The sequence below is a fragment of the Paenibacillus sp. FSL R10-2736 genome (genome assembly GCF_038000245.1).
Taxonomy (GTDB): Bacteria; Bacillota; Bacilli; order Paenibacillales; family Paenibacillaceae; genus Paenibacillus_AQ; species Paenibacillus_AQ phytohabitans.
The window spans coordinates 171927-185153 of sequence record NZ_JBBOBN010000002.1 but is presented as its reverse complement, the minus strand read 5'-3'; the positions used below and the strand labels follow the sequence as shown (position 1 = coordinate 185153).

The 13227-nt window shown below is 53.5% G+C and carries 12 protein-coding genes; 11 read left to right on the top strand and 1 reads right to left on the bottom strand.

The window, feature by feature from the left end; translation table 11 throughout:
- The first annotated feature begins 70 nt into the window (after nt 1–70).
- From NSQ73_RS28790 to NSQ73_RS28740, 11 genes are all read left to right on the top strand, one after another.
- Complete coding sequence (locus NSQ73_RS28790; RefSeq protein WP_340989601.1) at nt 71–2641, top strand: DUF2339 domain-containing protein; 2571 nt, start codon at nt 71–73, stop codon at nt 2639–2641.
- Nucleotides 2607–3926 (top strand): hypothetical protein, encoded by a 1320-nt coding sequence (locus tag NSQ73_RS28785; RefSeq protein WP_340989599.1) that lies wholly within the window; start codon nt 2607–2609, stop codon nt 3924–3926. Before NSQ73_RS28790 ends, NSQ73_RS28785 begins: the two co-directional genes overlap by 35 nt.
- A 17-nt stretch (nt 3927–3943) precedes the next feature.
- The gene (locus NSQ73_RS28780; RefSeq protein ID WP_340989597.1) at nt 3944–4657 is read left to right on the top strand and encodes an HAD family hydrolase; all 714 of its coding nucleotides are present in this window, start codon (nt 3944–3946) and stop codon (nt 4655–4657) included.
- A gap of 30 nt (nt 4658–4687) precedes the next feature.
- On the top strand, nt 4688–5800 hold the full coding sequence (locus NSQ73_RS28775; protein WP_340989596.1) for an MBL fold metallo-hydrolase: 1113 nt from the start codon (nt 4688–4690) through the stop codon (nt 5798–5800).
- A gap of 69 nt (nt 5801–5869) precedes the next feature.
- Nucleotides 5870–6148 (top strand): hypothetical protein, encoded by a 279-nt coding sequence (locus tag NSQ73_RS28770; RefSeq protein WP_340781691.1) that lies wholly within the window; start codon nt 5870–5872, stop codon nt 6146–6148.
- Between the two features lie 280 nt (nt 6149–6428).
- Entirely contained in the window at nt 6429–6629 is a 201-nt protein-coding gene (locus tag NSQ73_RS28765; RefSeq protein WP_019914790.1) for a cold-shock protein, read from the top strand.
- A gap of 196 nt (nt 6630–6825) precedes the next feature.
- A complete protein-coding gene (locus NSQ73_RS28760; protein ID WP_039304815.1) occupies nt 6826–7056 on the top strand; it encodes a cold-shock protein in 231 nt (76 codons plus the stop codon).
- A 207-nt stretch (nt 7057–7263) separates the two neighbouring features.
- Nucleotides 7264–7512: a hypothetical protein gene (locus NSQ73_RS28755; RefSeq protein WP_340989595.1), complete on the top strand. Its 249-nt coding sequence runs from the start codon at nt 7264–7266 to the stop codon at nt 7510–7512.
- Nucleotides 7513–7667: 155 nt separating this feature from the next.
- Nucleotides 7668–9443, top strand: coding sequence for a cache domain-containing sensor histidine kinase (locus NSQ73_RS28750; protein WP_340989594.1), 1776 nt, complete (start codon nt 7668–7670; stop codon nt 9441–9443).
- Entirely contained in the window at nt 9427–10227 is an 801-nt protein-coding gene (locus tag NSQ73_RS28745; RefSeq protein WP_042140387.1) for a response regulator transcription factor, read from the top strand. The genes NSQ73_RS28750 and NSQ73_RS28745 overlap by 17 nt, the downstream gene beginning before the upstream one ends.
- Before the next feature lie 112 nt (nt 10228–10339).
- Complete coding sequence (locus NSQ73_RS28740) at nt 10340–11665, top strand: extracellular solute-binding protein (RefSeq protein ID WP_340989592.1); 1326 nt, start codon at nt 10340–10342, stop codon at nt 11663–11665.
- Nucleotides 11666–11847: 182 nt separating this feature from the next.
- Here the strand turns inward: NSQ73_RS28740 and NSQ73_RS28735 are convergent, their stop codons facing one another.
- Nucleotides 11848–13227, bottom strand: coding sequence for an MATE family efflux transporter (locus NSQ73_RS28735; protein ID WP_340989590.1), 1380 nt, complete (start codon nt 13225–13227; stop codon nt 11848–11850).

The following is a 13227-nucleotide window of genomic DNA, read 5'->3' as shown; positions in this document are numbered from 1 at the left end:
TGGAATACCTGGGCAGATATAGTAAAATGAAAATATTAACAATTGCTGATAGCAGGCACTGGGGGGCGCTATGGAGGATTTCAGAGATCGGCTGAGGGCTGTACAGCAGCAGCAGGACGGGCTTTTGAAAGAATACCAGGCTTTGATTGAGGAATATGAGAGCAGCGATCTGGTTCATGAGAATGAAGCGCTGAAGAAGGAGAATGAAGAGAACAAGCTGATCCTCAGGGAACTGAAAATTCAGGCTTCAATATTGCGGCAGGATAACTCCGAGCTGCGGACGGCACTGACGGAGCAGATTCTGGATGAGAAGCTGGGCATTCTGCGGGTATCGCGGCAGAAGCTGCAGACCTACTTTGGCTCGCAGAATAATGCCTACCTCGACAGGCTGACTTCCTTCGAGCTGGAGACCAGGCAGCGTATTGATGTCACGTTCAGACGTGCCAAAGCTGAGCTGGGGCAAGACCAGGCGCAGATAGCCGCCATGCTGGGAGAAGTGCAAGGGAGGCTGAATGAGAGTATTCTCCTGCGCAGAAAACGGCAGCGTGAGGTGGAGCAGTCACTGACAGGGGCGCTTGACAGCCGTATGGATGTCTTTGCCGCTGAAGGGGTCAGTGAGGAGACGCTGCTGCGCCGCCGTAAGCAGAACCGGATTGAAATGAAGATCGGGCTGAACTGGATCAACCGCCTGGGGATTCTGCTGCTGATTCTGGCAGTGGGGGCCGGGTTCAGATACAGTTATTCCACCTGGTTCAATGACTATATGAAGGGCAGCGCCTTCTTTCTGCTTGGCGCTATCATGCTGGGCGGCGGCGAGTGGCTGTTCCGCAAAGGCAGAGGAGCCTTTGCCTTGGGTCTGATCGGAGGCGGGGTATCCGTACTCTACGGCTCAATCTTTTACAGCTATTTTTTATTGGAGATTATCGGTTTATGGGCCGGGATCGGTCTATCCGTACTGGTCACTCTATCCGCTGTGCTGTTATCGCTGCGCTATGAGTCGCGGACGATCTGTTCCATGGGGCTTGTCGGCGGTTATCTGCCACTGTTCTCTTATATAGGGGCGTTCGGGCTGGAAGGCAGCGCAGTGTACGCGGCTATGGGCTATCTGTTCGTGCTGAACCTGCTCATTCTGCTGGTCTCCCTGCGCAAGCGCTGGGTCATTGTCAATTACATCAGCTTCCTGTTTAATATACCCTCCATGCTGCTGCTGATTAATCTGTCGGACAGCAGTGCAGCGGGCATGCTCTGCGCTATATTGACCTTTGTCATGTACCTGGGCATCACACTCTGGTACCCGTTCAAATACAAGTCGAAGCTCGCCTGGCTGGATTTCTGCCTGCTGGGCTGCAATACGGCCATCAGCTGCGCAACCTTGTATATTCTTTTCCTGGATGCAGGTCTGGGCGAGTTCAAAGGCGCGCTTGCCTTGTTCTTCTGTCTGATGTACCTGGGGCTTGGCGTTCTGCTGGAGAAGCGGATGCCGCAGGAACGGGAGAGCAGACTGCTCTTCTACGCCACCTCTCTGACCTTTGCCGTACTGATGATCCCGTTCCAGTTAGGAGCGGCCTGGTGGTCCATCGGCTGGCTGATTGAGGGAGTGCTTCTGACGGTCTACGGCCAGCTGTACCGCTTCAAGGCGGTGGAACGCTCGGGCTGGGGGATTCTCCTGCTCTGCCTGGGGACGTTCTTCGGCATCGACGGGCTGCTGCGCGTGTCCGAGCTTAATCCTGTGGTCAACTACAGTAATCCGTATTTCGAGCTGAAATATACCTTTATTACTGCGGGGATGGTTACGGTAGCCTTGTTCTATGCGGTCCGCCATTCCCGGGAGGAGATTCTGCTCCGCAGCTCACCTGCCGAGGTGCAGGGTGTAGTCTGGTTCAAATATGCGGCGATCCTGAATTTCTATGTATATCTGGTATATGAAGCCCTGCGTCTGTACGACCGTGCAGTTCCGGAGGATATGGCACACAGTACATTCTACAAGCTGCTGCTGGCAGCCTTGCTCACGGCCGGCCTTGCCTATGTGCTGCCGAAGGTTAAGGTGCTCTATGATGCGGTGGTCGGCTACATGGTCATGCTGATGTACGGGATCACTTATGCTATCTGCATCGGCATCACGCTGGGGATGCCCAGCCTGCAAGGCGGATTGTCCGGAAGCTCCGGGGCAGATCTTCTGGTGCTGGGTCTGCTTATCCTCTTCAATCTGTTCGTGTGGTTCAGCGGCGGAAGACTGCTGCGGACAACGCTCCTGCGCGATTACAAGAATATGGAGCTGGTCCCGGTGGCTATGGGCATCTATCTGCTGGTGATGATTACTGCATTCCTGGGTGTGCAGATCCGGCTGCATGATGGCGGACTGGCTTTCAGTCTGGTCTACCTCCTGCTCTCGGTGCTGTTCATTATGTACGGCTTCCGCAAGCGGTACCTGTACATCCGCCGTTTCGGGCTGGGCTTGTCACTGCTGGCAACCGGCAAGCTGCTGCTCTATGATCTGACCCTGCTGAACACCGGCAGCAAGATCATCGCTTATTTCAGCTTCGGACTCTGCCTGCTGGGGATTTCGTATCTCTATCAGCGGATATCGGCCAGAATGGAGGAAGCCTATGCGCTCGCAGAGAAAGACCAGCCGGAGAGCTAGGGCGGCCCTGCTGCTCGCGGGGCTGGGAGGCTTGCTGCTGTTCACCTCCGCTTATCCGGCGGAGGGCACGGCAGCGGCAGCAGGTGGCTTGGCGGAGAAGGCTGACAGCGGGGAGTGGAAGTTCTCGCGGGCCATCGCAATTCCGGAGCCGGCCCCTTATTATGAGGTATATCTGGATGAAGGCGTGTATGGCTCGGCAGCAGAGGATTTGCGCGATCTGCGTATTACCGGCAGCGCCGGCAAGCCGGTTCCTTATTATCTGGAGAGCGGAGAGGGAACGGTGGAGGAGCGCAGCACCGCCTATTCATCGATTCTGATCCGCCGGGCGGCTCAAGGGCCGGACACCCTGCTGGATTACCGGATTACACCGCTTGCCGAGCATGTGGATATTCAGGGAAACAAGCTGGTGTTTGAGCTTCCGGATGAGTCTTTCCTGAAGCATGTGGAGGTGTGGGGAGGTTATGACGGGAATGCCTGGGAGCTGCTGGCCAAGGGGGATTTGTACGCTACAAACGGGTTGAGTGCCGACAGCATTGAGCTGGAAGACAGCTACAAGTTCAGCTTTTACCGGCTCGTGGTAAAGAGTAATCCGGAGGGGCTGGATTTCCCCGGGCTGACCCTGGTGGACAGCAGCCGGGAGGTGAAGATGGCCGGATTCATGCGGCAGAAGACGCCGCAGTATGAGATCGGCCAGGTGGAGAACCGCACCGAGATCGTCATCAGCAACAAGGACCGGCTGAAGATTGCCAGGCTGACACTCGGCAGCACCGGGAATTTCTCGCGGCGGTATGAGCTGTATGACAGTGACGGTATAAGGCTGCCGGTGGCGGGCAGCGGGGGGCTGTACCGGCTCGATTTCAAGGATACCCGGATTTCACGGACGGACATCCAGCCGCTTCACGCATCCTCCTCCGCTGCCCTGAGGATTATAATCTATAATCTGGATGATGCCCCGATTTCAATTACCGGCCTGAAAATGGAATATATGGTGGACCGCCTTGTCTTTGCGGGAGGAGAGCAGGAGCCGGGACCGTATTCGCTGATCTACGGCAATGCCCTGGCACTTGCTCCGCAGTATGATATTATTAATTTCAAAGACCAGATTGCCGGGGACAAGCGGGTCACAGCTACGCTTGGTGCAGAGAATATAATACCCGAAGCACCGTCAGAGTCTCCGGCACAAGACGGATGGCTTCAGAGTGAATGGGGATTCAACCTTATTATTATCGCGGTCTCCCTGCTGCTTATTCTCATCGTGGCCCGTAAGCTGGGCCGGACTAAATAGGAAGGGATGCCGGATCTATGTACCAGACTTATATTTTTGACCTATATGGAACCTTAATTGATATTGAGACAGATGAAGAGCATCCGGAGGTATGGGAGCGGCTGGCGCTTCATTTCAGCTATCACGGGCTGCGCACGGCAGGGGCGGATCTGCAGTCCCGTTTCCTTGCGGAGCGTGACCGTCAGCTTCAAGCCGCTGCACAGAAATGCCAGTTTCCCGATTTCGTCATGGAAGAGGTCTTCCGTGCCGTGGCCCGCGACTTAGGGGGGAATCCCGGGCAGGCCTGGCTGCATGAGACTGTCCGCTGGCTGCGGACCTTATCCATGAACCATATCGCGCTCTATGACGGAGTCCCGGAGATTCTCCGGACCTTGCGGTCGCGCGGCAAGAAGGTCTATCTGCTCTCGAATGGCCAGAAGACCTTCATTGAGGCAGAATTAACCATGCTGAACATTCTGCATTTATTCCATGGGATAGCCATTTCCTCCGAAGCCGGCGTAAGCAAGCCGGACCCGCTATTTTACCGGTATTTAGCAGATAACTATGGTGCCGAGCTAAGTTCGGCAATTATGATCGGTAACGATCCGCGTACGGATATTGCCGGAGCGGACACGATCGGCATTGATTCGTGTTATATTCATACAGCTTCCTCTCCGGATAACGTTCCGGTGAAGAGCACGGTGCAGATCTGGGATGGGGATCTGCGCAAAATTCCGGGCTGGAGCCTGTAGAAATGAACTGGCAGAAAGAAGGCTTACCGCATGACTCTGATTATTATTGATATTGCAGCTTCACTGGTGATACTTGTTGCAGCGGCGTATCTGCTTATGACCCTCTATCCGGCGTTTGGACGGAGGGCGGGGAAGCAGGAAAAGGCGCTGAACAGCCGCTCGCTTAATTATAGCAAGGGCAAATTCGCTTATCCGCAGACGGCTGAACTCATCGGCGAGAGAGCTGGCGGTAGCGGTCTGTCCATTCTGAAGGATTTCATTAAAGGCAATCCCCGGTCCAGACCGGCCGAGCCCCTGCAGCCGCTGCCGCTGCCGCCTGCGTCCATCGGGCAAGGCCCGGGCACCCGTGTTACCTGGTTCGGCCACTCTGCGGTATTGCTGGAGATGGACGGGGTTACACTGTTCCTGGACCCTATGCTGGGGAATGCCCCGTCCCCGTTTCCGTTCATCGGCGGCCGCCGTTACAGCAAGCAGCTGCCGCTGGAGATTTCCCAGCTTCCGCAGATTGATGCGGTTGTACTCTCCCATGATCATTATGATCATCTGGACTACGGCACCATCCGCAAGCTGAAGGATAAGGTAGGCCTGTTCATTGTGCCGCTCGGTGTCGGCGCCCATCTGCGCCGCTGGGGGGTAAGCGGAGAGAAGATCCGCGAGCATGACTGGGGAGATGAGCTTGCGTATGCCGGCCTGACGTTTACCAGCGCGCCGGCCCGGCATTTCTCCGGCCGGAGTCTGCTGGACCGCAACACCACACTATGGTGCAGCTGGGTGATCCAAGGGGCGGATACGAAGGTCTTCTACAGCGGGGACAGCGGTTACGGGCCGCATTTTGCCGAGATTGGACGCAAGTATGGCCCATTCGATCTCACGCTGATGGAATGCGGCCAATACGATCCGCGCTGGGCCGATATCCATATGCTGCCGGAACAGACGGTTGAAGCACATCTGGATGTGCGGGGAGGTCTGCTCATTCCGGTTCATTGGGGAGCCTTCACCCTGTCGATGCATGACTGGACCGATCCGGTCGAGCGTGTCGCAGCTGCGGCTGCAGCTAAAGGGGTACGGCTGGCTACACCAAGAATAGGGGAGACTGTAGTAGCCGGGTCCGCGGAGTATCCTGCTCTTCCCTGGTGGAGATGAGGCTGCGCGACCGGAAGGGACTTGTGGTACAATCATTGTGCATAAATGCCAAGGAGCTGACTAACGAATATGAGTAATGAAGTGAATGAGCAGGAACTGGTGGAAGTATTGTCTGCACAGACGAAGGTAGATCCGGCCGTGATCCGGCTGGTGCTGAAGCATGAGCAGGCCTTCATCAACAAAGCCAAGGCCAATGCCAAGGGCGAGATTGATATTGATAATGATGATCTGGTCGATTATGTTACTGCGCAGCGCGATGTTAAGCTGGACGAGCTGACTGTAGAGACTATTCTCGATGCGGAGATGGACTATCTGATGGACAAGGGACTGGCCGGATATATCGACTAAACCCTATAGCTGCCGGGTGCGCGGTGCGGTCGTTCATGGAGTACCGTGCGCCGGGTACGATATAATTCCACTTATTTTTAAGTATTTTTAAGTAATCCTTTGCTTTTAGAGAATTAGTGTGCTACAATGAAGTCAATCATAAATTTAACCCTTAATTCACATATTGTAAAAGGTTATCATTTGTGCGTATGAATCCTTTTCCAATGTGTGAATTTTTATTTGTTCGTACAATACGTAGGAATAAAAGGACATGTGTTAAATAAAACTTGGAGGTAATATCATGCAAACAGGTACAGTAAAATGGTTCAACGCAGACAAAGGTTTCGGTTTTATCGAGGTTGAAGGCGGAAGCGACGTATTCGTACACTTCTCCGCAATCACTGGCGACGGCTTCAAATCTTTGGACGAAGGCCAACGCGTTGAGTTCAACGTAACTCAAGGCGCTCGTGGACCACAAGCCGAAAACGTTGTAAAACTGTAATATTAAAAATAGACTGCCCTTAACACAAGTTGAGGGCAGCTTTTTTTTTGAACAGGCCAGAACAAGCTACCATCCTGCCATAACAGTCCGGTTGGGCTGGAAATATGTCTTTATTCGAAGGGTATGCTTCCGAAGCGGGCTTTGTACGAACCGATTCGGGAAGTATATGCTAACAAAGCTATTAGGAGGGGTACTTATGTATTTTCGTAAAAAAGCGCTGGAGGATCTTCCGCAAGAAGACACAGCCATTTGGTCCTGCACTAAGGAAGATTGCTCCGGGTGGATGCGCGACAACTTCGCCTTCCAATATGTCCCTACCTGCTGGCAATGCAACTCGCCGATGACCAGAAGCATGAAGATACTGCCTATGCTTGTGAATACGAATTTTGACATGAAGGCGATCAAGAAGGGTATTACCATCCGGTAATCTGCCAATTCCTGAACGCTCTGTACAGAATCAGATTATAGCAGTAACACCATAGCAGTCAGTTCCCTGTGGGGAACGGGCTATTTTTTTTGTCTTGGCAGCGGATGGGTGTCTGGGGTTGACAATAGCGGGGAATCAAGGGATATTAGAGATGAGGATGAAGAATACATAATTGGAAAATGGTCTCAACGGCAAGGAGGTCATGATGTGGCTATGAACAAATATCTTAGGCTTCTGGCTCTGGTCATGGTTATCTTGAATGCAGTGAATATTAAATATCGCAATCCAGTCCTGCTTGTTGCCGTACCTGTTATAGGAATTATAGTCATTATTCTGGATATTTACCTGGAGCCCACCCGCCGGAAGGTACTAATGTACAGCATCTGCGCCGTCCTGCTGGCCTTACTGTGGATAGCCCTAGACCGGGAGTGGATCACTCCGCTAATGTTCATCTAGTCCCTTCTGCCGCAGCCCTTAAACAGCTCCTGGAACAAGGAGCACTGCTTAAGGGCTTTTTGCTGCCCTGTGCCGGGCAACTAATTTCTCTTGACAAACCCCGGGACTTTTGGAGAATAGAGTTGGAAACGCTGCCAAGGAAAGAAGGAATTCCGATGTTCCAGAGATTCAAAGAACTCAACACGCTGCGCAATCAAATATTCATCGGCTTTGTGCTGGTTATGCTAATCATTCTTCTGGTTTCAGGGGCGTTTGTATATGACCGGGTATCTATTCTGCTCAAAAATAATGCCGAGCGGCATATCCAGCAGACGGCGGTTCAGGCGAACGGACGGCTGAATGCGCTGATTGGCCAGATTGACAGCCTGATGGGGCAGGTGGCTAATCATCCTACAGTGCAGCAGCTGCTGCTGGAGGAGCTGAACGGCAATGAAGTGTCATTCAATCAGCGGCAGTCGCTGCTGCAGATTATCTCCAGCTATCAGGCGTACATGCCGAGCGTAGGATCTCTTGAGCTGTATACCGCCGATTACCGGCTGCTCTTCCCGATTAAGGACGGCAGTCTGGGGACGAGAATCAACGAGCCATATATCAGCGAGGCTAATATCCAGAAAGGGCGGCTGGTCTGGATCGGCGTCGATCCGCATGACAGCCAGAGCCTGCTGGCCATCCGCCAGGTTAGCCTCATGGACCGCTGGTTCTCGCGGGGAGGGTATCTGATGGCGCGAATCCAGCGCAGCTACTTCCAGCTGGATGATCCGATCTCCGGCAGTGACGGAGGCGAGTCTGTGCTGCTGGTGAATGATGAAGGCCGGCTCCTGGGCAGCAGTGAAGCACCGGAGGCGGACCTCCTGCCGCTGCTGGAAAGTGTGGACCAGACGGTCAGCTTTCACGGCAAGGAGTATGTACAGGTTAAGCTGCGCTCGGACAAGACCAGCTGGACACTGCTTGTGCTGACCCCTGTCAGCTATGTCACCAAAGGGTTATCTGTGCTGCGGACGGTTCTGCTGCTGTCAGGGGGGCTGGGAGCCCTGCTTTTCCTGATCATGTCGTTTCTATTGTCAACGATGATCACGAGGCCGATTATTCATCTGATCCGGGCCATGCGCAAATCGCGCTTAGGCGTGCTGACGCCCAACTCGCAGAAGGTATCTACGATGGAGCTGCGGGAGCTGAATTATACCTATAACGGCATGGTGGCCAATATGAATGATTTGATCCGGGTCGTCTACGAGAAGGAAGTATTACAGAGCCGGACCGAGCTCAAGGCGTTGCAGGCGCAGATCAACCCTCATTTTCTGTTCAACACCCTGGAAGCCTTTAACTGGTCGCTTGAGGAGAAGGGGGAGGAGGAATTGGCTGGATTGGTCGTAGTAATGTCCAGGCTGTTCCGCTATATTATTGGCCGTCCCAATAATAAAGACGAGTGGGTTGCGCTTAGTGAAGAGGTTGAACAGATCAGGCGTTATCTGAAGATCATGGAGATGCGGATGGGCGAGCGCCTGTCCTGGGATATTGTGCTGGACCCGCGCGAGGCGGCTGTTCCGGTACCCAAGCTGCTGATTCAGCCGATCGTGGAGAATGCCATTCTTCATGGAGTGGAGAGCCGTGTCGGCAGCGGCAGTGTGGAGGTTACGATCACCCCATCGCCACGCGACGGCTGGACCTCGGTGAAGGTATCCGACAATGGTCCAGGCATGGATGAGGATACTCTGCGGGCGCTGCGCAGTACACTGGAGGGCGGCCCGCCGATCTCCGCCAAAGGCAACGGGGTCGGCCTGGTGAATGTGCAGCGGCGGCTCAAGCTGTATTACGGGGAAGAGGGCATCAAGTCGGAGGGTCTGATAATCGAGAGCAGATTATCCGAAGGGACCGTTATTACTTTTGAAATTCCAAGCAATGGAGGATATACCTATGAGCCTGAGCAATAGGACGATTCTGATCGTGGATGATGAACCGAGAACACGGCAGGGCATCAAGCAGACGCTGGAAGTATGGGCAGCCGGCCGGTATGCCGTGGAGACCTGTGACAACGGGGTTGAGGCGCGCGAGCGGCTGCGGCAGGAGCGGGTCCATCTGCTGATTACAGATGTGCGCATGCCCGAAGTAAGCGGACTGGATCTGATCCGTTCCCTGCAGGAGTCAGCCTGGAAGCCCGTTATTATTGTCATATCCGGCTATGCCGAATTTGATTATGTGCAGCAGGCTATGCGGCTGGGGGCGGTTAACTACCTGCTTAAGCCGCTGGACAAGTCCGAGCTGCTGTCCGTGGTTGAGGATGCGCTGAAGCGGGAGGAAGAGCAGCAGCGCCACGTGAAGCTGGAGAAGCTGGTGGATCATAAGCTGATGGAGATTGACCCGGATCAGGCGCGAATGGGGCAGCCGGTCAAAGAAGCGATCGCCTATGTGGAGCAGCACCTGCATGAACAGCTGACAATGGCTGAGGTTGCGGGCCTCATCCATCTGAATGCCAGCTACTTCAGCGTATTGTTCAAAGAGCAGGCCGGAGTATCCTTCAGCGAATATTTGGCACGTCTGCGAATTCAGCGGGCTAAGGAATTACTGCTGCAGACCACACTGTCTATAGGGGAGATCGGGGAGCGTGTAGGCTATCGGACGGATAAGTACTTCATTAAGGTGTTTAAGTCGCTGGAACAGTTAAGCCCAAGCCGCTATAGGCATAAGATGAAGGGCGGATCGCAGGAAATCCATTAAATGTGGAATTTTAGCCAATAAGTGTAGTCTTATATCCCTCCGGGTACGATGCTAGAATTTGATTGGTAGCGATTACATCAGGCCGCGTAATGTGAAAATGGAGGCTATAGCAATGCTGAGGAATAACATAACCAAGGGACTGTTCCTGACATTTACATTGGCCCTTGTTCTGACAGGCTGCAGCTTCACACGGGAAAATAATAGTGCGGCGGCAGCCACCAATGCTTCGGCCCCAAAAATAACAATTCATATGATGCACTTATGGCCGGCCGGCCTCTCCGCCCAGCAGAATAAGCTGGTTAGCCAGATCATCGGGGAATACGAGAAAGAGAATCCTAATATTATAATCCAGCAGGGCGTGCTGGAGAATGAACAGTACAAGAATAAGCTGAAGGTGCTCTCTGCCTCGAATGACCTGCCGGATGTAGGAATCACCTGGGCTGCGGGCTTCATGGAGCCTTATGTAAAAGGCGGATTATTCGCTCCGCTGGATGACATCCTGAATGGTACGCGGTTAAAGGGTAAATTCGTAACAGGCACTACCGAAGCCTATGTGGTCGATAATAAGACCTACGCACTGCCGATTGAGCTGAACATTTCACCGGTATACTATAATAAGGATATTTTTGCAAAATATAATCTCCAGGTGCCTGCTACATACGAAGAGTTCAAGCAAGTGGTAAGAACGTTATCCCATCATGGCGTGGCTCCGGTTGCCCTTGGCAACAAGGACCGCTGGACCGGCTCGCTATGGTATATGTACCTTGCTGACCGTATCGCCGGCAGTGATACACTGAAGCGCGCAACGAAGGGGACAAGCTATTTCGATGATCCGGGCCTGGTCCGGGCAGCGGCTGAAGTGCAGACGCTGGTGGACATGAACACCTTCAACAGCGGTTTCAACGGGCTATCCAATGATGAGGGCAAATCGGAATTCTTGAATGAGAAGGCGGCAATGTATCTGACGGGTACCTGGGAGCTTCCCAACTTCACGACGAATCCGGAGATCCCGCAAGACTTCAAAGATAAGGTAGGGTTCTTCAAATTCCCGACTGTGGAAGGCGGAAAGGGCAATATCAACAGCTGGGTTGGCGGTCCCGGTGTCGGACTGTTCGTAGCCGAAGCTTCCAAGGTTAAGGAAGAAGCGAAAGCATTTGTCGAATATTTCGTATACAAATGGGGAGAGGCCTCTGTAACCAGTGCAGGTGTAATTCCGGCGACCAAAGTGGATACCACGAATGAAGAGCTGCCGCAGCTGTATGTCGAACTGCTGAATGAATTAAACCATGCGAGCAGCATCACCCTGTTTGCTGATATCCAGATGAAGCCGAACGCCGCCCAGGTCCATCTGGATATGATTCAGGCGCTGTTCGGCAAAGCGATTACACCTGAGCAGTTCGCGGCCAAGCATAAAGAAGCTGTAGCCAAAGGAACCTGATAAGCTTACAACCTTATCACAAAGGGATGCCAATTAGCCGGATTACACGGCCGGGGCATCCCTTATTTGCGGAGTCGGATAATTAAGGCAGTCAGACGTATTGTCATAGTCTTCCTCATCCTTCCTGCCAAATCCGCCCCAATCGCAGAGATCAGGGTGAACCGCCTGTTGGTTGTTGCAGATTAATGCGCCGGCGCAGCGCTCAGCGGTTCTGCAGGTTCATGCTGAATCAGGCCGTGCTTCTCCCAGGCTCTGCTCTTCCAGCGGAAGTACATAATGACCGCCCGCACCCATTCATCGAATGCAGTGGCCAGCCAGACTCCGGCCAGACCGAGATCAAGCGTGAATACCAGGAAATAGCCCAGCGGCAGGCTCATGCATACCATGGAGATCAGGCCCATGTAGACCGGAAACTTGGCATCGCCGGAAGCGCGCAGCGAGTTGATAATGACCAGGTTGCAGGTGCGTCCGGTCTCAAGGAAGAAGCTGAGCAGGATGACCTGGGCGCCCATAGTTATAATCGTTTGGTTATCCGTGAATAGGCCCATCAGCGGTACGCGGAACAGAATAACAACCGCGTCCATAATTACGGTGACCAGCAGCGCCCATTTCACACTGGAGAATACCCGCGTGTAAGCTTCCTTAGGCCGCCTTGCGCCCACGAGATGGCCGACAATGATCGAGGTGCCCATGGATACGGCTACGCTGAAGAGGAAGATGTAGCTGGAGATGTTCAGCGCGTATTGGCGGGTAGCCATGGCTTCAGCACCCAGATAAGTGATGTATAAAGTGAAGACCAGCTGGCAGCACTGATAGATCACCGATTCAAAAGCAGACGGGATGCCGATTTTAAGAATCTGCAGCACATACCTTTTGGAGAGATGAGTGTAATAGGTCCATTTGACCCGCACCTCCATAATCCGGTAGAGCAGCAGGAAGAACAGGACCAGACAGATCAGGCGGCTGGCAACCGTTGAGATGGCTGCGCCTTCGACACCGAGTGCCGGCAGTCCGAAATGTCCGAAGATCAGCAGATAATTGCCCCCGACGTGGATCACGTTCATCAGCAGAGAGACTACCATGGTCTGTTTCGTGAACCCGTGCGTCCGGATGGTGGTGGCCAGGGCGTTCAGCAGTGCCTGAAGGAAGATTCCGCCCCCGACAATATGCATATACGATTTGGCGTAGACGAGAATATCGCCTGTCACGTTCAGCGCGCTCAGCAGACTGCCTCCGAACAGCAGCAGAATTGTACTCAGAATAATTCCGACCGCAAGATTGAGCGTTATGGCGTTGCCCGTTACCTTGGCTGCTTCTTTGGGCTGCTTGGAACCGAGATACTGCGACACGACAATGGCCGCGCCGTTCCCGATAACACTGAGCACGAGAATGGCTATGGCAATAATCTGATTGGCCGCCCCGACACCGGAGACTGCATCATCCGATACGGAGCTGATCATGAATGTATCTACACTCCCCATGAGCATGAACAGGAACAGCTCGAGGAAAATCGGCCAGGTCAGCTTAATTAAATTGAACTCTTTGGGTTTGCTTGCTTCCAT

Coding starts and splice junctions, on each gene's coding strand:
- NSQ73_RS28775 (WP_340989596.1), top strand. CDS start 4,688: ATGACTCTGATTATTATTGATATTGCAGCTTCACTGGTGATACTTGTT.
- NSQ73_RS28790 (WP_340989601.1), top strand. CDS start 71: ATGGAGGATTTCAGAGATCGGCTGAGGGCTGTACAGCAGCAGCAGGAC.
- NSQ73_RS28740 (WP_340989592.1), top strand. CDS start 10,340: ATGCTGAGGAATAACATAACCAAGGGACTGTTCCTGACATTTACATTG.
- NSQ73_RS28785 (WP_340989599.1), top strand. CDS start 2,607: ATGCGCTCGCAGAGAAAGACCAGCCGGAGAGCTAGGGCGGCCCTGCTG.
- NSQ73_RS28750 (WP_340989594.1), top strand. CDS start 7,668: ATGTTCCAGAGATTCAAAGAACTCAACACGCTGCGCAATCAAATATTC.
- NSQ73_RS28745 (WP_042140387.1), top strand. CDS start 9,427: ATGAGCCTGAGCAATAGGACGATTCTGATCGTGGATGATGAACCGAGA.
- NSQ73_RS28735 (WP_340989590.1), bottom strand. CDS start 13,227: ATGGAAGCAAGCAAACCCAAAGAGTTCAATTTAATTAAGCTGACCTGG.
- NSQ73_RS28770 (WP_340781691.1), top strand. CDS start 5,870: ATGAGTAATGAAGTGAATGAGCAGGAACTGGTGGAAGTATTGTCTGCA.
- NSQ73_RS28760 (WP_039304815.1), top strand. CDS start 6,826: ATGTATTTTCGTAAAAAAGCGCTGGAGGATCTTCCGCAAGAAGACACA.
- NSQ73_RS28765 (WP_019914790.1), top strand. CDS start 6,429: ATGCAAACAGGTACAGTAAAATGGTTCAACGCAGACAAAGGTTTCGGT.
- NSQ73_RS28780 (WP_340989597.1), top strand. CDS start 3,944: ATGTACCAGACTTATATTTTTGACCTATATGGAACCTTAATTGATATT.